Source organism: Mesorhizobium sp. P2_C4, from assembly GCF_056404575.1.
Genome location: NZ_JBFUDT010000001.1, coordinates 252916 through 276861, shown reverse-complemented (window position 1 = coordinate 276861; position 23946 = coordinate 252916). Strand labels below are relative to the sequence as shown.

Here is a 23946-nt window from a genome sequence, read left to right as displayed (position 1 = left end):
ATATGCAATTATTTGTAATGCATCGCTTTTAAAGGATCTTCTCGTGCAGACGGATTTCGATACCCTCACGCACTTCGTCGGCCAGCAGCTCATTCGTGGCAAGCTCACCCCGAACACCGCGAACTCGTACTACAGCTCTCTCAACCGCGTTTTCGAAAGTGCAACCGATCCCGAAAAGGCGAACGTGTTCAACATCGACCTCGACACCTTGTTTGCCCGGTTTCGTAACTCCAACACCGACCTGGGGGACACCACAGCTGCATCGTATGAAAGCCGCGTTCGCGCCGCCATCAACCGCTTTGCCGAGTACGCTAAGACCGAAGGCATGGCCAGCGGACCTGCTACGATGGGCACTCTTGCAATCCCGATCCGGGCCGGCCTGGTCAAGATCGATGGCCTGCCCAGCGACCTCACACCCGCAGAGGCCGCCCGTATCGCCACCATGATCACAGCGATGGCCACTTAAGACCGGCTTTGCACAACCCGTGCAGGCTTAGATGGAGACTGAAACTGTCAGATTGTGGACGCGAGTTATCGAAGCCCGAAGGACCGAGACAGCTCGTCCAGCTCGATTCACGAGAACCCAGTCCGAATAGCACGCTAATACTATTGTCTGGACGAATGTAGTTGGTCATCCTGACGGCATGCTCATGTTTCTGGCCAGCGTTCTCGAACAAATGGATCTCGCATCGGAGCATGTCGCCAAGCGTGACGTGCACAATGCGAGGTTCGGACTCATGCTGACAGACAACGCGGTGGAATTGGTCCTACATCGCATTGCGAGAGATCAGGCAGCGAAGCTCAAGGCCTACTCGTACCTACGCGAGGACTACCCGCACAAGGGAAAGCTGGAAGAAGCTCTCGGTGTGCTCTTTGACCCGAAGGTCAGTTTCGCGCGACTCTCCGGCGCCCTATCCGATGAGCACGGCCAAACCATCGCGATCCTGCATAGTTTCCGCAACGAGGTTTATCACGTCGGGATCCAACACGAAGCGATCCTGCCGGACTTGGCCGCCTTCTACTTTGACACAGCTTGTCGCTTCCTTGCAGACTGGAAGCCGGGCGGATTTTGGTGGTCGTCCAATCAGCGACTGCCGGAGCGAGCGAGGAAGTACTTCAACGGATCGTCACAGTTTTTTCCTGGAGAGCCGGAGGATTTCGCCGCCGCATGCAAGACGCTCGCTGAAGCCTTAGGCCATGATCACCACGTGACAGTCGCCGCGCTTGCCGATCATGCAGATCAGGTCATTTCAGAAGCCGACACAAGTTTGGATGTGGCGGCAGGCGGTGTTTACGACAACCAGCGCCGGCACCGCGACCAAGCAATTCGTGAGTGTCAGGCGTGGCCACTCGCGTTCACCGACAAGGGTCAGACGTTTGCCAATTCGCACGGTTGGAAAGGTAAGAACCTCATCCAGCTGAGTGACTGGCTGGCCGAGAACTACCCGGTGCAGTTCAAACGCGATCCGATACCGTCGTGGCGTAAACGCGTGGACAGGCTGAGAAGAAGCAAAAGTGCTCACCTCGCTATTTCCAACTACCAGTCCTTCATGAAAGCGACGCGTGAGGTCCGCGATGCGCTTAATGAGACAGCCCGCCAAATTGACGACGAGATCGATAGGCTTGTCGATGAGCGGCGCGGGAAATAGAGGGGCCAGACAATCCCACTTAAGCAAAAGAAGGGCATTGGCCGGACGCGCTTAATTAGCCATGTCCGCTGGGTCAGTTCTTTGATCGGTTCAATTCCGGGGGTATGATCGAGCGTGAACTAAGAGGTTCCTTATGGACGCCGCAGAGGTAATTGTTGAAGCAGTCCGGCGGATACCTTCTGGGCTAGGCCTATTCAATCACTATGAAATCTATGAAGCCGCCCGCGAGGATGCGGATGCGCCGAAATTACGGCGGCATAATCTTGGTCTCTATGTTCGGAGTTTTCTTGAGCGACCAACTACCGACTTGTGGATTGCCGAGGCGCCTTCGCGTTATGGTGCGCGCTGGTCGGGCGTGCCTTTCACCCATCAAGGCAGCTTGAAAGAAATGGCCGAGATGCTGGGCTTGTCGAAGCCTTTTGCCGTGCCGACGCGGGATCCAGAAAACGGCGCAAGCCGAACATCAACAGCGATCTGGGAAATCTTCCCAAAGCCGATGCCGCTTCTGTGGAACGTCGTCATGCCGCACCCATTCAAACTGCGGAACGGGCAAGTCAGAAATGCAGAGACCACCCGCGAGCAACACGAACTTTGCCGTGAGTCTTTAACGCTGATCCTCGACACGTTTAGGCCGAAGCGCATCATTGCGATTGGCGGTGTATCAGCAAAGGTACTTGGCCGAATGGGGGTGCCGGTGAGGCAAGTTGCTCATCCAGGACGGAACCGCCACCATCTCTTCTGGGCCGATATGAAGACGCTGGGTATAAGCTAAGCTCGCCTTTTTGACCCGGAGCGAGGGCGGGATGGGGAACCCCGGGGGCGGCCACAGAGAGCTTAGCATCGTCATCTACCGCCAGAAAAACTCGTTCGAAACCTTCCATGTAAGGAGGCCTTCCGCTAGGTTCACAGCCAACGTGGTGGTAAGTTTAGCTGCCATCATTCGTCCGTGTATGTGTATCAAATGCCCTCTATTCCCGCTGTCGACAACGCAGACTGGCCTCGTGCTCTCGCGGCGGCAAACGCATGGCGTGGACGCTGTCTCGATATATTTGCTCGAAGCGAAGCAGCCGTCAGCGATACGCTTTTGGTGCTGGCGAATGTATCGGAGCGGGGCGTTGTCGTGAAACTGCCCCATCTGGTCGGCCAGAGATTCGAGGAGTTGGCAAACTTGATCGGACCAGCCGGAGCTTTCGCCTTGGAAGGCAAGGCATCCACAGTCGCATTGGCGACCTTCCGTGCCCATGAGAGCCTGCGCGCGTCGCTGTGTCACGGTGTCGGCAAAATTGTACTCGACCAACAAGGGGGTTGGTTGCTCGTATTGCGGACACTTGCGTTCCGATCAAAGCAGCCGCAACGCACGGTTCTTGTTATTGAAGAGAACGAAGCCGAAGGATTGGTAAAATCGCTCCAAGCCGCTGGGCAGGGACTCCGCTCAGAGTTGGGGAACCTGCGGCATGCCCTGAACCCGACCTGATCCTCCAGCGGAAAAGGAACCAGTTCAGTCCTGCCAGCCCCGGCAAGCTACGACCGCTGTTGTTCTCGGCGCCGCTTGTCTGCCCGCTTCAACTGATCGCGGACATACTCGGCCGATCGGCGACTGTTGGCGATCGTGATCTTGTCAGTGGCCAAAGACCCCCCGTTGGCCGATTGCTGGGAGGAGCCATGTTTCAAGGCACTGTCGGCTGCATCGATCACTTGGTCCAAGTTGTCGATCGCCTCAAAGTTCGTTCCTGGCGCTGCGCGCCCCGCCGGATGCCGACGAACAGTCCGCCGGCCAAGCTAAGCGCAAGCGGTATTGTTCCGCCGCGCATGCCGACGCCGCCGTGGTGCGAGCAAGCACCGCGCCTGCCGATTGAGCTGGAATGCGCGCCGTCGCTGCAGGTTGTTTCCCCACGAAATGGAAGCAAGCAGATCATCAGCACCATGAACGTCGCAGAGCCAACAGCCCAGGGGCTGTTGATGAAGCGGCGATAAATTCTTCTGAGATGGCGAAGCATACGGCAATGCATAAATGTTCGAATTCCGATGGCCAAGCCAAAAAGCGCTACCGCCCGCGATCAGGATGGCGCAGCCCCTCAACACGGTCGCCGGCAAGGCCGACATTTGCTGCCAGACATCACGGGAAGAGAAAGCGACACGTGGCCTTTGTTCGGTAGCCGTCGCCTAATCGATCCGAGGTCGATTGTCGGTAAATACCACCGCTCCGTCGTCAGCTACTTGAAACACTGAGATGCCGAGGTACTTCAGTGCCGGCCTTATCCGACCGACATGGACATTGAACCATCGCGACGATGGGATGCCGATGGCGAAACGCTCGCCCGCTATGCCTTCTTGAAAGCGCCAGCCAGCGGTCATCAAAAACGCTGCACCGACTCTTCCCCAAGCAGCGTTCGAGCTATCTACCCCCGAATGCGCGCCGCCTTTTGCCTCAATCAGCCAACGCTCGCCCGTATCGTTGCGCTTGGCAACAATATCGTAGCCTCGAGAGCCGGCCTTTATGGCTTTGATTTCCGAGAAGCTGTTTGCGTTCAACCACGCCTCAATCGCGTCAACGACGCCCTGTTCCCTCAGCGGCATACTTCCCCCTAAACCAGATCGGGCAACTTGTTAATGAGAGATGGTGCGATCGTCTAGGTATGTAGAAAAGACGTGTAACAAATCGTGCAACATGCATTCGCCAACGCTGCAAGCGTCAAGCGGGCGACCGGCATCAAGGATGAGGCGCTCGCCTCCAGATCCTTCGATTTCAATGCACGAACCGCCGATCGACTTCGTTCCGCGATGAGCGGTCGGGGTCAACGTCATTCAGGCATCACATGGCGCGAAAGAAGCGGTAGAGAAAGTCCCCCATGATCTGGGCCGACCTCATGCACGCGGACACCAGCGCGTTGGAGCTTATCGCGGTGCCCGTTCCTAGCGAAGCTGGCGGCACATTGCGCCATGCGATCACTGGCGATCGATTCTGTAAAGCCTTCGGGCCAGTAGTTCCCGATGACAATGCCCGGTTGCATAATCACGGTCGGGGCCTCAAGAGTGGCCAGCATTTGCCATATACCCACGCTCTCCAGATTGCTTCCATCGCCTTCGCGGAACAGGCGATGGAGGTCCAATAGCAGGACCGCCGTAGTCCGATATGCCTGTTGCACCTGACCTATTCGATCGCCTTCCTCCATCCAGCGCACATATTTCCCTAGCTGTTCCAGAACTTTCGGCGCGCCGTCTTGGCTTGCACGAAGCTCAGAATTGTTAGCGCATTTGGCTTCCCAGAAGCATATCGACGGTGATCTACCATCTGCTCGCTGGGCAACCACGAGATCCATGCGGGGCGCTACCCGCTCCCTGTCTGGAAGGTCATTCGCGGGCAGGCCCATCTCAAGATCGATAACGCCCGGATTGACCCCGATGAGATCATCAACGAAGCGCTTTTCGGCTGAAGCATAGCTTTCCGCCGTTTCGATCCAATTCGCGATCAGCGTGCCCGTAACCGGATCAGCAAGAGATTTGGCGTCATAATTCTCATAGCCCTGCACCGGAGGGGCATCATAGCGCCCCCTTCGGCGACCGTTGGCGTAAGCCCTATGTACCGCGAGCTTTGGACCGCTCCGGCCCGCGGACAGTTTGGCGACCGACTGACCCTTAATATAGAAATTCAGATAGCCGTCCCGCAGCCCGAGCCTCAGTACCTCCTTCCCGGATGCCTTCCTCCCCGGCGGACACCAGCGATCGAAAAGCGTACGAATCGCACTGTCGGGGTTGCTCGCAATCCACCCGGCAAGAGCGTCGACCGCGAATGAGCGGGAAAATAATGGCAATCAGATTCCCCCATAATCTTATTCATTGTTGCAGGTAACAAATTACATGGAAATGAGCAGCGTTCTCAACCTCATCCAACGGTTGGGGTTCGCTTTCCAGGAGCGTCCGCCAGCTGAGCGTCTGAGTGCAGCGCATCAAAGAATGAAGACATGTGCCCCCTGGCGTTAGGCCTTGGCCAACGAAAAGTATCAAGACAGCCGTTGCGACCCGGCACGGAACGACATTCCGGTCTACTCGTCGGCGTTGCTAGCTAAAGTCGATGCGCGGAGCCTCGCCACAGCCAAGCTCCGATCCCACCCTTGTTTAGCGCTCGGTATTCGAAAATACTCGTAAAAGAACCGACTGTATCCGATCCAACTCATTGTCGTACTCATCCGGAAAATGCGCACGAAAATAATCGGACGCTTCGGAAAGTCTTCTTTCGATAAATTCCTGGGCGTCTGCCTTGGAACGATCTGAAAATAGCATCTTTATCTTTTCGAGAATCTCATCCCCAAGGAGGGCACCTAGAGCTTTCTGTATTGGTCTAGAAAAACACCCTGTGTCTATAACTCTATTGGCGGCACGCCATATGAGGAGGTTCTCCTTTGCCTCTTCCATTATTTCCTTCGAGGACGAGTCTGCGTAGAGATCCATATCCTTCTTAATCTTTAGGTCGATGCCTCTCAGAGCCGCTCCAATCTCGGAGAAATTGCCTTTGGGGCTGATATTGCCCATTGAGAACCAAAGGAGCGCCCTGGCTCTCAGGACGACAGCGGGATGACTGGCAAACACGTTGGCCTGTGGAGGCTTGGCAGATACCTGTCGAAGCTGAGATACAAACACGCTGAAATCGAACCTAAGATGCCTGTCCGACAACCCGGAAATGGTCTTCAGCAAAGCCCTAAGTGCCATTTCGAGAGATTCGCAGGCAATGAGGCCAACCCGATCGCTCGATATTTCCTGCGCTCGGCTTTCCACAAAGCTCTGGACGCTAAGGTTGCGATAGAGTGAACGTCCCGTACCGTGCCTCAAGAGGAAATGTCCCAACTCATGCCCAGCTACGAAGGCAAACTCATCAGGTGAAAGCAAGTCGACTAGCGCGGAGGAAAAACGGAGCACACATCTGGTATGCCCGGTTGTAAAACATTCCGCCTGGATCTGAGGTGATGCATAGACAAAAGCTGTGACCGCCCCTTCGGGAATGTTCAAACGTTCACGGGCGGCTCCAAGACGTTCGGCAAGAAGCGGCGTCACTTCCCGCGTGATCTTAAGCTCATTTTGAAGCAATGAGCTGGCGAACGCATCGGCCCTGCTGTTGTCAGCTAACTCTTCATGCTTGCCGACGTCACCGGAATACCTGACGGCCTCTGCAATGTCTCGAGCTGCCCAAAGATATTCAGCCATAATTCTTGCGAGCCTGAGCGACCCTGTCCAACATCAGCTGCGCGTTTTGACGCTCATTGCCTTCGGGCAGGGTGTTCAGGCGATTGTTCCATTTTTGGAATTCATTCCTCAAATGCTTTCGCTTTCGATCCTGGTCCCAGTCGGGATCCATGCCAAGGATATCCTCCAGCGTGCCATGACCGGAGATATCGGCATTCAATCCAATGATTTTCTGATCCCTCAACTTTTCGATTTCAGCCAAATCGAGACCCAACGCGGCCGCGACGCCATTGATAGTCTTCAACTCCGCTGCATCAGCGACGCCGTCTGCAGCCATGATATCGAAACAAAGCTCGATGATTTCGTACTTCGTGCTGGTGTCGCCGATCTCGTTCACTCGATCGGTTAGGGCGGTGAGGCTTAGGTTGCCGCCTTTGGCATTCTGGTAGGCATCTCTGAATGCGTCGTTGTAAATGCTCTTGAGTTCAGCTTGCCTTCCGTCCGCGAACGGAGAGACAGCCCGCGTAATCCACTTTTTTATGATTTCCCCTTCATTATCGTCGAGCGAGCCATCCGCCATGGCCACTGCCACCGCAATCTTGACAGCAATCGCTTGCGCCTCATCACGCTCTATCGCATGTTCCTGGAACCCTTTGTCAGTAAACTGATGGCTGAAGCCAATAGCTTCCGTCCACAAGATACCCGGATGATCTTTGGCAAATCCAAATCGGATTTTGGGCGGGTCGTCCAGATTGATCAGCCTCACCACAGCCGTTAGGTCGCGGCGCCCGCTGAAAGGCGGCTGCAGGATTTCCGGCAATATCACGCCGATGCGAACCCAATCGACAAAGCCCTGATTCGGCTGGACCCATCCCACCTCAATACCGTGGCGATAGGCGATGGTGTCCTGTTCCTGAAACGCCTCAAGCGCCGATAGAACGAACAGGGGTTTTTCGTCGACCCGATCAAGAACGGAAGTTTCGACTCCCAAGAATATCCGCCGGGGCAACGGCAAAAGGCCTTTGCATTCGATTATCTTAGCTAGGGGGCCATCTCCTTGATCTCCCAGTCGCGTATCCCTAATTCGGAACTGGAGGGGAGGCATGCCTTTGAAGGCAATCTCCATGTTGCCGGCGAACGTACCTTTACCCACGGCCGCCTTGGCAGCGGCACCCACGGTCCGAGCCCCTGCATTCAGCACCAACTTGAATAGAGCGATACCTACGACAAAGATGATAAATGCGAAAACCGCTCCCATCTCACAGAACCAAAAATTTCTCGACTTCGTCGTTCCCAGAGTTGCTAAGTTCAGTCATTGAAAGGTCTACCTTGGTCTGTCGTCCAGTGGCGGTGTCTTCGAAAGCACATTTCATTATTTGATTTTGGTCATAGGAAAACGTCACTTTGATTTCCTGTTTCGCAGGGCGATTCGAAGGTAGCGAGAGCTGACCTTCCCAAATCACCTTGACAAAGCGCGGATCACTTTCAGCCGAAGTGGACTCGGTTACTTTGCACATGACCTCCGTCTGGCCCTCGCGGACGGTTAGGAACGATTGCGTTACCGAACAAGGAATCTTTTCACCTTTCCTGATAAGGACGTTGTTTGTCACGATGTCCCGATCGCGGGCGACATCGAAACTCAGAGATATCGTTCCGAAGCACTTCGATGTGGATTCTAACACCTTGATACGCTGAATGGCCGTTCTTTGCGCAGCTGTAAGTGTGGCTCGATCGCCCTTGTATGCCGCGTAGAGCGCTGCTCCAAGAGCGACCACCTCATCGACATTCGCCAACGCAAGCGGCTTCTGCCTGAAAACTCTCGTTACGCTTTCCTGAATGCTAGGCCATCTGGTGCTTCCCCCTGCGAGAAAGACACCCTCGATTTGGGACGGCTCCAGTTCGGCGTCGTCCAGTGTCGCTTCGCATAGCATCTCAGCTTGCGTTACCAATGACGATATCGCCTCGTCGAGTTCCTCCCGCGTGACGTCGATCAATTCCTTTCCTACCTTGATGGTGACGCGCTTGCGCGAAGCTAACGACTTTTTTTGTTCCTCGGCATCATTTTTTGTGAAGTCGTCCGCCTCGAATTTCCTTCCTGTCTCCTTTTCGTATTTTTGCTTCACAATCCGGATTAGTGCGTCGTCAAAGTCGTCGCCACCGAGCTTGGCCACACCGTTAGTAGCCAATACGTCGACGTCATGCCCCTCGACGTGAATGATGGAGACATCGAAGGTCCCGCCGCCGAGGTCATAAACTGCATAGTTCCCGCTTAATTGTTCGCCGCTTTTAAAGGCGTAGTAGAGAGCAGCGGCAGTGGGCTCGTTAATGATATAACGGACATTCAAGCCAGCATTCTTGGCCGCCCGCATTGTTGCTTCGCGTGCCTCATGGGCAAAATTCGCGGGTATCGTCACAACCACTTCGCCCAACTCGCCGATCGCGGCGAAGGCGTCCTGTGCAAGTTTTTTGAGGACGAGAGTGCTTAGATCAGTTGGTGTAAATTCGTGGCCGTTGACCATGTGTTTGGCCGCAGTACCCATTTCCCGCTTGAATCGCGCTGCAGCCTTTTCAGGGGCGTTCCCCCAGGTACGCCGCGCATATTCGCCGACCTCCACCCGTCCGTCGCTTGCTGTGACACAAGACGGCGTGAGGTTCTTCCCATCAGCGTTGTGAACGATTACGGGCCTGCCCGTTTCGTCAATTGTGGCCACTGCCGAAAAGCTTGTTCCCAGATCGATCCCAACAAAGGACCCCATCTTACCTACTCCTGTTAAATATAAATGATGACTTTCGCGGGCATAATCACCTGCGGATCTTGGCCCTGCTTTAAAACATATCCAGGCTCCGCGACCTCTGCGATCCTAAACTCTTCATCCTTCGAGCTTGCAGCGATCGTTCTTGGATTGTCCGCGACGCCGACAGCGATTCGGTAATCAGCACCAATGTCCGGTTGGTAACTTTCGATGCCGCATTCCTCCAGCGCGTCTTCAAGCAACCGCTTAATCTGCTTCATTTCTAGCGTAGCGATGTCTGGATTTGAGCAAAATTCGCGAAGTGTAATGTCTAACCGGATAAATCGAGTAACAAACGATTTAAATACGTGATAATCATGACCTGTTTTCAGTCGGCGAATTTCGGTATCTTTTTCATCCAGGGCATTTTGATAGGTCCTAAACGCCTCTGTCATTTCCAATACTCGTGAATCCGTTTGATCGTATATGCGCCTAACGTGATTGACTTGGGCGACGGTAGCACTGCCCAGCTCCGATAGTTCCTTACCGAAGTCTGAAATTTCACCACCAAGAGACTTCAGGTATTTAGCAACGTCTTCTGGCACTGCGAGATGAGGCGATGATAGGAGAATTTTTCGCCACTTGTAGAGGTAGAACGTAGTTGCGGAGAGGACGGCTACCGCTACGGACATCGCGGTTAGCAGAACGAATAGCCAGGCGCTCGAGCTGCCGTCGCCTGCTCCACTGTTGGCGATCACAATCGGAGAATTTCCAGGAGAGTTGCCAGCTGGCTCCGAAGAGGTAGCGCTGGAAGGGCCTTGCGCGTACGCAATCATGCCGGTCACCTCAACTGATTGCGACGTACCCATCGCGACAGCAAGGCATAGGAACACAGCAACCGACGCGACTCTTGCAAGGCTCTTCATGACTGACCAATTGCCTCCCCAAACACCCAACGCTATTCTTAACATTCTTACCGCTTCCCAAACCAAAGTTACGCCGGAGCCACGCCGCATTTCTTTTGATCCAGCCACTTCAGGCCAAATGAATTCGGCTCCTCCTCTTAATGCCCGAACCGAACTCAGCGATCACGGTCTTAGAATGCTCGAAATTCCTCCCGGCCGCCGAGTCCCCATGCTCTTTTTTTCGGCTCAGCGATCATCATCGGGCGCCGACCATATTGCACTATCAAGTTGATCGGCAAAAATCGTGTCAACCGTTCGGATTGCAGCCAGCTTCCCTACAGCCGTTCTAGCTCAGTCTGGAACGCCAGCTTCATAAAAAAGGGGGCCCACCCCTCGGTCTTTAATATCCCGAGCCTGCAGTGGCCCCTTTGATCGCGCGATTTGACGGTGGTTGCTCTGCTAATGGGCTTGGCGGTTCAACTCCCGTTGTTGCTCGTCGGACAGGACCGGAATGTCAAGCGTCGAACTTCCTCTACTAGAGGTCGCGCCGAGCCCTGCCCCAACCGCTTCGCGTCCAGAGGCTGGCTTTCAAGACCTGTCTTCGACGGGTCGGCCCCACGGCAGCGTTTTGGAGATGCAAGCGTTATCCATGTTGCGACGGGACTAGAAACATTCATCAGGCCGCTTTCAGTATTAACCAGCACGGCGATCATCCTGCTGTGATTACTGAAGAGATCTGCCATGGATCCCTATGGAATTTTGGCGCAATCGGCATAGGAATAAACATTGTATGGGGTGATTGGCTCATCCTCTTTCGGTGCAAATCCGTCGAGCAGGTCTGAGACGAGTCCTCCATAGCGCTTGCCTTGGGCAACAGCGTACTGCTCGGTCTGGTAGACTTCCTGGCGGAACGCGGGAACAACGACCATCTCCGCAGCTCCTTCGCCGACCATTTCGTACGGTAACTCGATCGGCTCAGCTAACATCAAAGGGAATGTCAGTCGACAGATTGAGGCGCCGTTGGAGCAGGCAAAATCACCCTTTGCAGTCCATGCAGGCTTGCCATCGTGAAATTCTCTCAGGCTGACTTTGCCGATCTGCGCACCCTCGGTGAACTGAAGCTCCTGATATGACTTAGGGCTTTCGTCCTTAACCAGTTTCGACCGGTAGCGCCGTAAGTTGAATTCGCAATCTGGTGCCGGCGAAGGTTCGCTTGGAGTAAGGGACTGTCCTTCAAGCTCTACACAAGCATTTTTCCAATCAACCAGTTTCTTGCCATCACCTCGCTGTGGCGCCAAAGAGAACCGCTTCCCAGCAACGATGAGGGACGCGCCTTCCCCAGCCGTTTCCGTGAGAGCATCAAAGAACGTATCGATGCTTCCGAGGCTAAATGTAACGATCCACCCGCCATCCATGTCGTTCGAATCCACACGAACCGAATTCACCGCTAGATCAACGGTGGTGGAGCCGCGTGACAGCCTAAGCTGGGCCTTCGCTTGGCCTTCCGTTCCAATGATCAGGGATGAGGCGATTTTTTCGACGTCGCCAGTGAAGACTGTGAATTCCGGACCACCCCCGGATTTCTTCTCGCATGAAATGCTGTGTGAAATGCACTCTGCAACTTCGTCGCCCGTGCAAGGGCTTATCGACACAGAAGTTTGCGGGGGATCATCGCTTTGAGAAAAGTATGAGAACAGCTCTTCGCAGCTGGCGGACGTCCATGAAAGCATCACAATCAAAAAAGCTGCCACGCCAATCGCCCGCATAGTCACTTCCTCGCTGCCGAACATCGCATTTTGTGACATGATGAGGATGCTATGCCAAGAACTGCACTAACAATGATTATCGAGGCTGTTGACCAGCCTGTGGGCGCATGAACTTTGATTCTCGCCAGGAACTGCCCTAGTTCCACAAGCTGGAAGCGGCCTTTACGTTTGGCACGTTCCACAGCCTCATCTCCAAGCGCAAATTAATTCACCTCAACATCCATATCGTCGGCCTGGCCGACAAGGCGGTGGCCGAAAGCCGCGAGCGGGTGCAGGCGGCACTGCATGCCTCCGGCCTGTCGATGCCGTCGAAGAAGGTGACGGTCAATCTGGCGCCGGCCGACCTGCCCAAGGAAGGCAGCCATTACGACCTGCCGATCGCACTCGGCCTGATGGCAGCGCTTGGCGCCATTCCGGGCGACATGCTGGCCGGCTATGTCGTGCTCGGCGAACTCTCGCTCGACGGCACCATCGCCGCGGTTGCCGGTGCGCTGCCGGCGGCGATCGGCGCCAACGCCGAGGGAAAAGGGCTGATCTGCCCGTTCGGCTGCGGCCCAGAGGCGGCCTGGGCCGGCAAGGATTTCGACATATTGGCGCCGCGCAGCCTGATTGCCATCGCCAATCATTTCCGCGGCACGCAGGTGCTGTCGCGGCCGGAGGCCGGCATCCACGCCTCGGCGCGCGACCTGCCCGACCTCTCCGACATCAAGGGCCAGGAGACCGCCAAGCGGGCGCTGGAGGTGGCGGCGGCCGGCGGCCACAATCTGCTGAGAGTGTATATGATTAAATATTTTAATGCTGCACATTGGCTAATTAAACGCGCGCCGCCATCATGGCGAAACCCGCCCATTAAGCGCCAAACGGCTTGGTCCAAACTTCGATCAGGAACGACCGCAACGGGACGTAACCGGACTGTCAGGTCTCGGCAGGCATTTGAGATAAGCTGCCGTTCTCTATACGACCCCAATTCGGTCGTTCAACGAGCCCGGCCAAATGGCCAAAAGCGGTCAGCCCTGTTGAGAAGGCGTAGGTGCGCCGAGGGCTCTCACAAATCCGTCGTTTTCCCGCTTTGCGCCAGACGTTGAACGAGCAGATCAATGAGCATTCGGACCTTCGAGGGCATATGGCGACGATCTGGATAGAGCGCGTATACCGGTAGCGGTTCACCTTGATACTCTGCCAGAAGGGGGACCAACCTTCCCGCTTCGAGATCGGCCGCCACAATTGCGCTTGGCAGACTGGCGATGCCGAGTCCCGCAATCGCTGCGGCACGCAGGCCATCGGCGCTATCCATGACCATTCTCGCTTGCGCATGCCTAACCTTCACCAGTTCATCACCGGCCTGAAGCGACCAGGCCATTAAGTGCCCGTCGCGGCCAAATGCCAGATGATCATGTTCGTTTAGCATTTCGGGGTTGTCTGGCTTGCCGCGTTTGGAGAGGTAGGACGGCGCGGCGCACAGGACTCCATCGATCCGATCAATGACGCGGCTCACAAGGCCGGTGCTGAATTCAAGTCCCCCTATGCGAACCGCGAGATCATAGCCGCCGCCAACGAGGTCACTGATGCGATCGGAAAATGTCACCTCTGCCCTGATCTCTGGCCATTGGAGGAGGTATTCCTGCAGAACCGGCAAGATGCTTAGCCGGCCATAGGCATCAGGAACGGACAGTTTTATCGTGCCACGGGGCTTTTGCTCACGGTGCCGGACTGCCGCCTCTGCTTCTTCCAGATCTGCCAGCAGCGAAACGCAGCGTTCATAGAAAAGCAGGCCGTCCGAAGTGGGCGAAACTCGGCGCGTACTTCGGTTAAGCAACCTTGCGCCAAGACGCTCCTCCAGCCTGATAACGGCCTTCCCCACAGCCGATCGCGTTATGCGCAGCGCTCGCCCAGCCGTCGTGAAATCGCCAGCGTCCACCACAGCGATAAACGCCCGGATGGCTCCGATATCGAGTTCGTCTCGCAACAGGCACCCCGTCCACAGTGTGGGGACACACATTCCCCAATAGATCGCTTATATCGCGAATTGTAGCGCCAGAACACCTCCCGTTCCCAGTCGCGCGTCAAGCAAACACGATGGAGAATAGCTATGTCCGCCATGTCCCCTCTCGATACCGCCCCGGTGGTTCGTCACAACCCTTCAACGATGTGGGACTCGACCACGAACGGTCACTCACAAATCAGCGTCGCCCAAGCAAGGCAGTTGGCCTACCTGTCGGGGCAGATAGCTGCCCCGCTCGACGGCTCGGCGGTGCCAGAGACAGTAGGTGGCCAAGCGGAGCTCATTGCCCATAGCTTGAAGGCTGCCCTCCAAGAACTAGGCGCCTCGACAGACGACATCGTTATGCTCCGCATCTATGTTGTCGATGGCACAACAGAGCGCTTTCTCGAGGCCTATGCACCGATCCAAGCGATGCTTGCCGGAACAATGCCGAGTCTCACCGTGTTGGGGGTGCAGTCCCTCTTTACCCCAATGTTGCAACTCGAAGTGGAGATGGTTGTCCGCGTCCCATGACGACGACAGGTTAGAGCCTCGGAGGTCGGGGCCCAGCCATGGCTGCTTTCAGGAGAACCTGAACGAGCCATGCGACGGCTGAAATGCGGCGCACAGCTGACCGGCAGATTTGGGGCCGGAACCCGTCGGTCCGCTATCGGGGCGAACTCGGCGGATAGCTGCCATACGGCAGAGGACCTCTGAGCGGACGTTGAGGCGGGTTCCATGCATACGGATGCCCCGGGCCTGAGGAGGGGGTTTCAGTGAAGGGGCGGCGGCGAGGCAGAGCTTTTCCAGCATGGAGGCACTGGAGCAGCGTCTATGCGACTCTCCTTGAACTTTCCGGTCGGGCGCCGGCCTGGCGGAGGAGTTGATCCTTGCCGAGCCGAAGCTCTCCCTTGCGGTAGCGGAAAAGGAGGTGAGGCTGGGTGCTCCACTCCCCGGCCTCATGTCGGAGCGCGTGGCGCAGGCGGCATAGCCAAAGGGCATTTGAAGCTACACGCTAGGTCCGTTTCTCCGGGCCGATCCTCTTTTACCCAGCTCAATCGGTCGCGGGGATCAACTTCTGAAGCGTCGGCGTCAGGATCATGCCGAAGGTCAAGACATCGCCATAAGCTCGCGCGGAAAGCATTGCGCCATGCACGGTCGCCATGAAGGCCTCGGCCTCAACGCGTGGCGAAGCGGAAATAGACAGCGTGCCTTTCTCGGCACCGCGCTCGATGACGCCAGTCAGCCATTTCGAGAGAAACTGAAAATACGCCCGCACTTCCATGCCAACCTCCGGCGGAAGGGCCGGCAGCTCGCTGGCAAGCAGCGCGCAGACGCAGAACGGTATGCTCGCGTCCTCGATGCATCGAGCCCAGATGCCGGCATAGGTTCGAAGCAACTCCGGCGGCTCGGGGACATTGCGCTCTAGCCCTCCCATGCCCGTAACGGCATCCTCGAGGTAACGCCTGAGCAGGGTCTGCACGAGGTCGACCTTGCTGGGGAAATGGTGATGGATGCTGGCTTTGCGGATGCCGATCACTTCGGCGATATCGGCGTAGCTGAAGCCATTGTATCCACCGGCGACGATGAAGGTTCGCGCGGCGGCCAGGATCTCATCGGCGGTGTTTGAAGGCTTGCTCATAACTTGCTCCGCAGAGGGCTCCTCCCTACTTAGCGGGTCACCGTTTTCACGCAAACAGTGACCCGCTTTAGACTAAGTCTTTGTTTTGTTTTGACGCAATCCCGGACGGAGGCGACTGCGAAGTCGCCGAGCCCAACCGTTCGGGCTTTTCCTGGAATTTCTCTAGCTTGCGACCCGCGGCGACTTGCGAAGGACGTCGCTGACCGACAGCCACAAGGCGGACACGAGGAAGTAGAAGGCGCCGAAAGCTGCATAGGGCGCAACATTGGCGATGCCAATGATCTCTGTGCCGCCGGCCATCTTGACGAAGAAGAGACCTGCCACCGCCGATTGGGCGCCGCTCAGGATCATCGCCCATTGCGCACCGTTGGTTTTCCAGCGCCGGGCCGCGGTCAGGAGCTGAAACGCGCCGGAGACAACGGCCCAGACGCCGTAGACCGAGAGCACCGCGTTCATGCTGTGGCGAAGCGCGATGGCAATAGCGATCGCAGTGACGATGCTGGCGACGAAATTGAGCAATTGAGACTTGTTGCGGCCGAGCCCGCCGGTGCGCTGAGCGTCGATGTAATTCGCCAGCGCGTCCCATGCAGGGTAGGCAACCAGCATGGCGGCAGCGAGCGCTGGGCTGCTTTTCGCGACGGTGAAAGCCGCCGCAACCCAGGCTGCCGACACGGCAAACCGCAGATAATAATAGCTTTTGAGCCACCCGTCTGATGACGGGGCGCGGCTCTGATCATTCATTTGTCCAGGCATGATGGGGATCTCTCGTTTCAACTGCCTACCAACTAGTAGGTAGATTGCTGGCCGTCAAGTCGTCCAAGACCGATCGCCGATCACCTCGACATCTCATTTATGTGACCGGCTTTCGCGTCGGGGGGCCGCGCGTGCTATGATCGCGCAGATCCGCGGGGGCTTGGGGGATGATTTCAGTGTCGCCGGCGCGCAGCGCCGAGGACTTCGAGACCTTGGCGGTCCTCTGCCGCAAGCTTGCGCAATGGGATGTTGACGCTTCGGCGCCCCACGGCGTCTCGGAGGAGGATGTCAGGACCCTCTTCCAGCCCGAAACAAGCGGCCCCGAGCTGGCAATGCAATTCGGCGTGCCGGATGCCATGGCGTTCATTGCGCGATCGGAGAGCCGGCCGGCAGGCTGCCTCGCCTTCGACCAGTTCGGCGACAAGACAGTGGAACTTCACAGGTTCTTCGTCGACGCATCCTTCCGTGGACAAGGCATAGGTCGCGGGTTGATCGGCGCCGCACTGGCGGAGATCGAGAAAGGGCCAGCCCGCACGGTGCTGATCCACACGACCTTCTATATGGAAAACGCTGTTGCGCTGTACGAGGCGTTCGGCTTCAGGCCCTGCGCGCCTTTCCGCGAAACTCCGGCGCATGTCAGGCATACGGACGTCTTCTTGTCGCGCTCGATCCAACGCGTGTGAGGCCACCGCAACCGGCGACCACATCCGGATCCCGCCTCAGATGCGGAGCGGCCGGTAACAGCAATCACCTCCGGCCGGGCTGATTCAGGCCGTGCCCTGCTTCGCCTTCAGCTCCAGCCGCCGCCCGTGCAGCACCGGCTCGGTATAGCCATTCGGCTGTTCGCGGCCCTTGAACACCAGGTCGCATGCGGCCTGGAAGGCGATGGAGCTGTCGAAGTCGGGCGCCATCGGCCGGTAGTGCGGATCGCCGACATTCTGGCGGTCGACGATGGCCGCCATGCGCTGCAGGGAATCCATCACCTGGATGCGCGAGCAGACGGCGTGGCGCAGCCAGTTGGCGATGTGCTGCGAGGAGATACGCAGCGTGGCGCGGTCCTCCATCAGGCCGACATCGTTGATGTCAGGCACTTTCGAGCAGCCGACGCCTTCCTCGATCCAGCGCACGACATAGCCCAGAATGCCTTGCGAATTGTTGTCGAGCTCGCGCTGTATCTCATCCGGCGTCCAGTTCGGACGCACCACCACCGGCACCGACAGGATGTCGTCGAGCTTCGCCTTGGGCCGGCTTTTCAATGCCGCTTGCACGGCGTGGACATCGACCTTGTGGTAGTGGGTGGCGTGCAGCGTTGCTGCCGTCGGCGACGGCACCCAGGCGGTGTTGGCGCCGGCCTTCGGATGGGCGATCTTTTCAACCAGCATCGCCGCCATCAGATCCGGCATCGCCCACATGCCCTTGCCGATCTGGGCATGGCCGGCCAGCCCGCATTCCAGCCCGGTGTCGACATTCCAGGCCTCGTAGGCGGAGATCCAGGCGGCCTGCTTCATGTCGCCCTTGCGCAGCATCGGGCCGGCTTCCATCGAGGTGTGGATCTCGTCGCCGGTGCGGTCGAGAAAACCGGTGTTGATGAACACGACCCGGTCTTGTGCGGCGCGGATCGCCTCCTTGAGGTTGACGGTGGTGCGCCGCTCCTCGTCCATGATGCCCATCTTGATGGTGTTTTTGGCCATGCCGAGCAGGGCCTCGACGCGGTCGAAAATCTCGACGGCGAAGGCGACTTCCTCGGGGCCATGCATCTTGGGTTTCACCACATACATGGAGCCGGCGCGGGAGTTTTTGCGGCGGCCGTTCGGGCCGACATCATGCAGCGCGATCAGCGCCGTCATCGCCGCATCCATGATGCCTTCCGGCACCTCGTTGCCGTCGCGGTCTGTTATCGCCGGATTGGTCATGAGGTGACCGACATTGCGCACCAGCATCAGCGAGCGGCCGGGCAAGGCAAGCTGGCCGCCATTGGGCGCGGTGTAGCTGCGGTCGGAGTTGAGCTTGCGGGTAAAGGTCTTGCCGGCCTTGGTGATCTCTTCCACCAGATCGCCCTTCATCAGGCCGAGCCAGTTGCGGTAGACCACGACCTTGTCGTCAGCATCCACCGCGGCGACCGAATCCTCGCAGTCCTGGATGGTGGTCAGCGCCGACTCCAGCACAACATCGGCGATGCCGGCCGGATCGGTGCGGCCGATCTGGTTGACGCGGTCGATCAGGATTTCGATGTGCAGGCCGTTCTTGACCAGCAGGATCGCTTCAGGGTTTTCGGCATCGCCGCGATAGCCGGCAAACTGTTTGGGATCGGCAAGCGTGGTGCCGCCGGCGCCGGCGCTGAGCCGCAAGGTGGCGCCCGAGACCGTCAGACCATTGACGCCGGCCCATTTGCCCAGAGTGAGCGGCACCGACTCGTCGAGAAAGTTCTTGGCCCAGGCGACGACCTTGGCGCCGCGCGCGGGGTTGAAGCTCTTGCCCTTTTCGGCGCCGCCGGTCTCGGGGATGGCGTCGGTGCCGTAGAGTGCATCATAGAGCGAGCCCCAGCGCGCATTGGCGGCGTTCAGCGCATAGCGCGCGTTCATCACCGGCACCACCAGCTGCGGCCCGGCGACGACAGCGATTTCCGGGTCGACATTTTCGGTCGCGACGGCGAAGGCCGGGCCTTCTGGCACTAGATAGCCGATCTCCCGGAGGAAGCTCTTGTAGGCCTCCATGTCGCTCGGTGCGCCATTGTCGCGATACCAGCCGTCGATCCGTTCCTGGATGGCGTCGCGCTTGGCCAGCAGCGCGCGGTTCTTGGTGCCAAGATCATGGACGATGACTGAGAACCCGTTCCAGAACGCATCCACTGCTACGCCGGTGCCCGGCAGCGCTTCGTTGACGACAAAGTCATGAAGCGCGCGGGCAATCTGCAATCCGGCGATCTCGATGCGATCGGTCATCAGGGCTTCTCCAGATGAAAGGCTTAAGTCGGCCTTTGGCATGTCAGGGGTGCAGGGTCAATTCAGCTTAGGGTGAAGGGGGGATTTTGGCAGACTAGCGAAGACGCGTCGGTATCGAGTGTTCTTCGTCTGTTTGTGCATGCCTTCTGAACCGTCGCATTCTACGCCCAACGCCACGGCATGGATCCTAGGGTCTGCGCCGCGTCGCTTCGCTCCTTGCTCCGCCCTAGGATGACGAAGGCGCCGGATTCAGGTCAGGCCGAGTCGAAAATGGTGGCGTCCGAGAACCGGAGCGGAGCGTACTTTTGGGTACGTGAGCACCGGAAGCGCAGGACGCCGCCATTTGCAGGCCGGCCTCACCTGAATCTACACCGCAATCCTTGGCCTTCCCGAGGCGACCGCCACGACGTGCGCTTCGATGAACATGCGCTGGGCTTCGACAGTGGAAACCTTGAATTCGGTCGAAACATCGATCTCGGCATTGTCGGTGCCGGCATCCTTCGCGCGCTGGGCGACGATGGCGCGGACGTCGGCTTCGGCCGCCGCGATCGCTTTCCCCTCGTCGGTGAAATCGCGCACGGTTTCCCCCGACGCCAGACGGAACAGCCCTTCCTGGGGTTGACTGACGCGCGCCTCGGCTGAAACCCGGACCTGGCCGACGACGGCGCCGAGCGCGTTGGCGACGTCGGTATCCTCAGGCACCACGCACTCATTGCCGACCAGCTCGGCGAGGCCGGCATAATGCAGCGGCGCCGAGGCGCCGAGGCCGATGACCGGGCGGTCGAGCGCGACGGTCAGCCGAGCGATGCCGGGATGCGAATCGACGGCGCGCTGCACCAGCGCGTGAGCCACGGTCGCCGCGCCATCCAAGCCGTCCTCGGCAAAGGCGGTCTCGAGGATGTATTCCGCCGACCAGCGCGTCAGCGTCACCAGCACACGTTCGGAAATGACCTCGGGCGACGCGGCGATGTTCTGGCCGCGGCCGTCGCGCTTGCGGGCAAACAGCTCGGCGCCGAGACGGGCCGCGACCGGAGCCCAGTTGGCCTGCTTACCCAGCACATGGGCGGCGTCCGAGGGTGTAAAGCCCGAGATATGCACCAGGCCGCGCGACACCAGCCGGTTCAGCGTGGCGTTCTGGGCGTTCGAGGCGAGCAGCCTGTCGATGGCGAGCGGCACAGCACCGATCTGCTCGTAGAGTTTGGCTTCAGGCGCGGTCAGGCCGGCGGCGAGCCTGTCCGGCACGCCGGTGCGCAGCGCAAAGCGGCCATCCATGCGGCCGGGATTTGGCGCGCGCAGCTGGCGTTCGAGCTCCGAGGTTACCGCCTCGCGATGCATCAGGCCGGCCAGGGCGAGCGGCACCAGGCGACGGGGCCCGAGCAGGATTTTTGGGTTGAGCGCGCCATCCTCCAGCGCCACTTCGGAATCGCCGCCGAGGCCAAAGGTGCGCATGGCCACTGCCTCGACCATGGTGCGGAAACCGCCAACGGTGGCGCCTTCCGGATCGAGCCGCGGGCGACCGCCATCGAGCACGGCGACGTCGGTGGTGGTGCCGCCAATGTCGGAGACCACGGCATTGTCGAGCCCGGTCATGTGGCGGGCGCCGACCAGGCTGGCGGCCGGGCCGGAGAGGATGGTCTCGATCGGCCGCTGGCGGGCAAACGCCGCCGAAACCAGCGCGCCGTCGCCACGCACCACCATCAGGGGGGCGACGATCTTGCGGGCGTCCAGAAATCCTTCGGTTGCCGCCACCAGCCGGTCGATCATCGAGATCAGCCTGGCGTTGAGCAGTGTCGTCAGCGCCCGGCGCGGACCGCCGAGCTTGGCCGACAGCTCATGGCTGGCGGTGACCGGCAGGCCGGTCTTTTCGCGGATCAGGTCGCGGGTGGCGAGTTCATGTGCCGGATTGCGGGTGGCAAAATAGGCGCAGACGGCAAAGCCGGACACCGAGGCGCCGAGTTCCGGCAAGGCGGCCTCCAGCCCGGACAGATCGAGCTTGGCCGCATTGCCGTGCACGTCATGGCCGCCCGGACAAAAAACCACCGGGTCGGTGCCGAGCGCTGCCTTCAGCCCGTCGCGGGCGAGGTCGCCTTCGGCAAAGCCGATCATCACCAGCGCCACGCGCCCGCCCTGGCCCTCGACCAGCGCGTTGGTGGCGAGCGTCGTCGACATCGACACCAGTTTGATCGCGGCCGGGTCGGTGCCGGCCTGCTGCAGCACCGCATCGACCGCGCCGGAGATGCCGACGGCAAGATCATGGCGCGTGGTCAGCGCCTTGGCCTTGGCCAGCACTTTTCCGTGCGGCCCCTCGGCCTCCGACCACAGCACCGCATCGGTGTAGGTGCCGCCGGTGTCGATGCCGAGGAACAGGGGGAGGGGTTTGGTCTTGGCGGTCATAAAGGCGGGTCCGGAGATTTCGCGTCCCCGCCCTTAGCCGATAGCGGCCTGGGGATAAAGGCGGGAGAGATGGGCCAGTGGAGGAGTGGGATCTCCCCCCGTGTGGGGGAGATGGCCGGCAGGCCAGAGGGGGGCGCGAAGGATCGCCCACTTTGCCACGACCTAAGACGCTCCACCTAGCCCGGCCGCAATCACGATATGCTGGCAGACATTGTCGATATCGTGGAGGACGTCGTCGTTCCAAAAGCGCAGCACGCTCCAGCCATCCTGTTCCAGACGCACCGTCCTTGCATCATCGCCGGCGACCGCATCCGCATGCTGGGAGCCGTCGACCTCGACGACGATTTTCCTGACCGGGCAAGCGAAGTCGACAATGTACCCGGCAACAGGAAATTGGCGCCGGAAGCCAAGCCCCATGAGCCGATGCGCGCGAAGCTTGTTCCAGAGCTTCAATTCGGCTGGTGTCATGACCTTGCGCATCGACCTGGCGTTTGCGCGATGCTTTGGCGGCAATGGCGTGTGGGGCATTGTCGATGCTCGGTGTTGGGGAGGTTGGCGCTCTACGGCGCCCCCCTCTGTCCTGCCGGACATCTCCCCCACCAGGGGGGAGATTGGCAGCTTCGGTCGCCCAGCCTACGCCACAAACCCCACCTTCTTATGCGAATTATCGCAAAACGGCTTGTTGGCCGAATGGCCGCAGCGGCAGAGGAAGGCGCGGCGGGTGCGGTCGATCGTATGGCCGGTGCCGGTGACGATTTCGACATTGCCTTCGAGCTTGAGCGGGCCGTTGGTGGTCGGCGTGACGGTGAGCGGGCCGTTCCGCGCCTCCAGCGCCGGCGTGTCCTTCAGCGGCGGTTCGCCGGTGGCGGCGAAGCCGGCCTTGATATGGCTGTTGTCGCAGAACGGCTTATTTTGCGAGGCGCCGCAGCGGCAGAGCGTGGCGCGGTAAAATGTTTCGCCGTTGAGCACGATCTCGGCATGGACGGCGAGCGGACCGTTTTCCCTGATACGCACGGTGTTGACAGCCGGCGGCTTTTCCTGCGGCCCGCCATCCTTGCGGAGATAGGTGATGGCGCCGGAGGGGCAGCTTTCGGCGATGGCCACCACTTTTTCGACGCTGGCCGCATCGGGGTGGATCCACTCGCCCGGCGCATTGGGCACGAAAACGTGCGGGTTGCCCAGCACGCAGTTGCGCGAGTGGATGCAGCGTTTGCCGGAAAAACCGACGTCGATCTTGTCGCTTTCAACCACTGCCATCGCCATGCTCCTGTTTTTCGCCGCAGGCTATGGCTGTAGCCGGAAGCGCGTCAAGCTAGCTGAGAGGCTGGGCGCGACCTTTGCGATGGGCGAAGGCCAGGGTGACAGCCAATCTCCCCCCTCGTGGGGGAGATGTCCGGTAGGACAGAGGGGGGCGCGAAGGATCGCGGCCCTGCTGTCGTTCGGGCAGGCAAATTCCCCAAGGCGGGGCTGGTAGGTTGAGACGTCCGCGGGACAGCGCCCCCCTCTGCCCTGCCGGGCATCTCCCCCACAAGGGGGGAGATCAGCAGCGTCACCGCCTCACGGCACCAGTTCGATTTCCTCGGTCTCGCCGCCGGTGCAGGTGTAGCAGCAGTCTTCGCACTTTTCCTTGTTGCCGGGGCCGACGCCCCAATAGGTCTGCTCGTCGCCGTCGACCCAGGCGCCGTAGCAGATCGATTCGCCGTCATTGCACGACAGCGGGATCGACTTGGTCTCGCCGTCGTCGAGATAGAAATCCTTGCCATCGCCCGGCCAGACATAGTCGCGGTCCTGGCTGTAGAGCTCGACGCGCATGGCGTTGGGATGGCTGTTCTTGATTTCGAACGTGACATCGCCGGCATGTGCCGCCGGCGCGAACAGCGCGGCAAGCGAAAGCGCGAGAACGACGCGGCGCGTGGTGGCAAAAAACATGGCAATCTCCCCTGGATGAGAATCGGCCCCCGGCCGTGGGAGGAATCATTACATGATGTGCGGAGGGGCGGAAGT

22 protein-coding genes and 1 pseudogene are annotated in these 23946 nt (G+C 59.0%); 8 read left to right on the top strand and 15 right to left on the bottom strand.

The genetic code is table 11. From position 1 onward, the window contains the following. Positions 1-43: 43 nt before the first annotated feature. From AC1DX6_RS01460 to AC1DX6_RS01440, 5 genes are all read left to right on the top strand, one after another. Complete coding sequence (locus tag AC1DX6_RS01460; protein ID WP_477310519.1) at positions 44-466, top strand: hypothetical protein; 423 nt, start codon at positions 44-46, stop codon at positions 464-466. Between the two features lie 184 nt (positions 467-650). Further along, a complete protein-coding gene (locus AC1DX6_RS01455) occupies positions 651-1649 on the top strand; it encodes a hypothetical protein (RefSeq protein ID WP_477310517.1) in 999 nt (332 codons plus the stop codon). 133 nt (positions 1650-1782) lie between these two features. Then, positions 1783-2421, top strand: coding sequence for a uracil-DNA glycosylase family protein (locus tag AC1DX6_RS01450; RefSeq protein ID WP_477310515.1), 639 nt, complete (start codon positions 1783-1785; stop codon positions 2419-2421). 189 nt (positions 2422-2610) lie between these two features. Continuing rightward, positions 2611-3123, top strand: coding sequence for a hypothetical protein (locus AC1DX6_RS01445; protein ID WP_477310513.1), 513 nt, complete (start codon positions 2611-2613; stop codon positions 3121-3123). Positions 3124-3311: 188 nt separating this feature from the next. Then, positions 3312-3623 (top strand): hypothetical protein, encoded by a 312-nt coding sequence (locus AC1DX6_RS01440; RefSeq protein WP_477310511.1) that lies wholly within the window; start codon positions 3312-3314, stop codon positions 3621-3623. Positions 3624-3812: 189 nt separating this feature from the next. Here AC1DX6_RS01440 and AC1DX6_RS01435 read toward each other — a convergent pair whose 3' ends face one another. The 7 genes from AC1DX6_RS01435 to AC1DX6_RS01405 form a co-directional block, all read right to left on the bottom strand. After that, positions 3813-4226, bottom strand: coding sequence for a hypothetical protein (locus tag AC1DX6_RS01435; RefSeq protein ID WP_477310509.1), 414 nt, complete (start codon positions 4224-4226; stop codon positions 3813-3815). A gap of 224 nt (positions 4227-4450) precedes the next feature. Then, positions 4451-5179, bottom strand: a complete 729-nt coding sequence (locus tag AC1DX6_RS01430; protein ID WP_477310507.1) for a hypothetical protein — start codon at positions 5177-5179, stop codon at positions 4451-4453. Positions 5180-5765: 586 nt separating this feature from the next. Beyond that, entirely contained in the window at positions 5766-6848 is a 1083-nt protein-coding gene (locus AC1DX6_RS01425) for a M48 family metallopeptidase (RefSeq protein WP_477310505.1), read from the bottom strand. Next, entirely contained in the window at positions 6841-8004 is a 1164-nt protein-coding gene (locus tag AC1DX6_RS01420; protein WP_477310503.1) for a tellurite resistance TerB family protein, read from the bottom strand. The genes AC1DX6_RS01425 and AC1DX6_RS01420 overlap by 8 nt, the downstream gene beginning before the upstream one ends. Before the next feature lie 82 nt (positions 8005-8086). Continuing rightward, complete coding sequence (locus AC1DX6_RS01415; RefSeq protein WP_477310501.1) at positions 8087-9583, bottom strand: Hsp70 family protein; 1497 nt, start codon at positions 9581-9583, stop codon at positions 8087-8089. A gap of 14 nt (positions 9584-9597) precedes the next feature. Then, a complete protein-coding gene (locus AC1DX6_RS01410) occupies positions 9598-10485 on the bottom strand; it encodes a hypothetical protein (RefSeq protein WP_477310499.1) in 888 nt (295 codons plus the stop codon). Between the two features lie 728 nt (positions 10486-11213). Next, complete coding sequence (locus AC1DX6_RS01405; RefSeq protein WP_477310497.1) at positions 11214-12269, bottom strand: hypothetical protein; 1056 nt, start codon at positions 12267-12269, stop codon at positions 11214-11216. 173 nt (positions 12270-12442) lie between these two features. On the opposite strand from AC1DX6_RS01405, the pseudogene AC1DX6_RS01400 reads away from it, so the two are divergent. Further along, a pseudogene (locus AC1DX6_RS01400) lies at positions 12443-13006 on the top strand (magnesium chelatase domain-containing protein); the annotation flags it as partial. Between the two features lie 269 nt (positions 13007-13275). Here the strand turns inward: AC1DX6_RS01400 and AC1DX6_RS01395 are convergent. Next, the gene (locus AC1DX6_RS01395) at positions 13276-14196 is read right to left on the bottom strand and encodes a LysR family transcriptional regulator (RefSeq protein WP_477310496.1); all 921 of its coding nucleotides are present in this window, start codon (positions 14194-14196) and stop codon (positions 13276-13278) included. A gap of 123 nt (positions 14197-14319) precedes the next feature. Here AC1DX6_RS01395 and AC1DX6_RS01390 point away from each other — a divergent pair, with 123 nt between their 5' ends. Further along, entirely contained in the window at positions 14320-14745 is a 426-nt protein-coding gene (locus AC1DX6_RS01390; RefSeq protein WP_477310494.1) for a RidA family protein, read from the top strand. A 520-nt stretch (positions 14746-15265) separates the two neighbouring features. Here the strand turns inward: AC1DX6_RS01390 and AC1DX6_RS01385 are convergent. Both AC1DX6_RS01385 and AC1DX6_RS01380 read right to left on the bottom strand, forming a co-directional pair. Further along, positions 15266-15853, bottom strand: coding sequence for a TetR/AcrR family transcriptional regulator (locus AC1DX6_RS01385; protein WP_477310492.1), 588 nt, complete (start codon positions 15851-15853; stop codon positions 15266-15268). Between the two features lie 162 nt (positions 15854-16015). Then, positions 16016-16606 (bottom strand): DUF308 domain-containing protein, encoded by a 591-nt coding sequence (locus AC1DX6_RS01380; protein WP_477310490.1) that lies wholly within the window; start codon positions 16604-16606, stop codon positions 16016-16018. A 167-nt stretch (positions 16607-16773) separates the two neighbouring features. Between AC1DX6_RS01380 and AC1DX6_RS01375 the strand changes: the two genes are divergently transcribed. Further along, entirely contained in the window at positions 16774-17289 is a 516-nt protein-coding gene (locus tag AC1DX6_RS01375; RefSeq protein ID WP_477310488.1) for a GNAT family N-acetyltransferase, read from the top strand. A gap of 84 nt (positions 17290-17373) precedes the next feature. Here AC1DX6_RS01375 and AC1DX6_RS01370 read toward each other — a convergent pair whose 3' ends face one another. The 5 genes from AC1DX6_RS01370 to AC1DX6_RS01350 form a co-directional block, all read right to left on the bottom strand. Then, positions 17374-19548: a malate synthase G gene (locus tag AC1DX6_RS01370; RefSeq protein WP_477310486.1), complete on the bottom strand. Its 2175-nt coding sequence runs from the start codon at positions 19546-19548 to the stop codon at positions 17374-17376. Positions 19549-19914: 366 nt separating this feature from the next. Further along, positions 19915-21942 (bottom strand): hydantoinase/oxoprolinase N-terminal domain-containing protein, encoded by a 2028-nt coding sequence (locus AC1DX6_RS01365; protein ID WP_477310484.1) that lies wholly within the window; start codon positions 21940-21942, stop codon positions 19915-19917. A 162-nt stretch (positions 21943-22104) separates the two neighbouring features. Then, positions 22105-22470 (bottom strand): endonuclease domain-containing protein, encoded by a 366-nt coding sequence (locus tag AC1DX6_RS01360; RefSeq protein ID WP_477311874.1) that lies wholly within the window; start codon positions 22468-22470, stop codon positions 22105-22107. 105 nt (positions 22471-22575) lie between these two features. Further along, positions 22576-23205, bottom strand: coding sequence for a CDGSH iron-sulfur domain-containing protein (locus AC1DX6_RS01355; RefSeq protein WP_477310482.1), 630 nt, complete (start codon positions 23203-23205; stop codon positions 22576-22578). 294 nt (positions 23206-23499) lie between these two features. Next, entirely contained in the window at positions 23500-23871 is a 372-nt protein-coding gene (locus AC1DX6_RS01350) for a hypothetical protein (protein ID WP_477310480.1), read from the bottom strand. Positions 23872-23946: the final 75 nt, after the last annotated feature.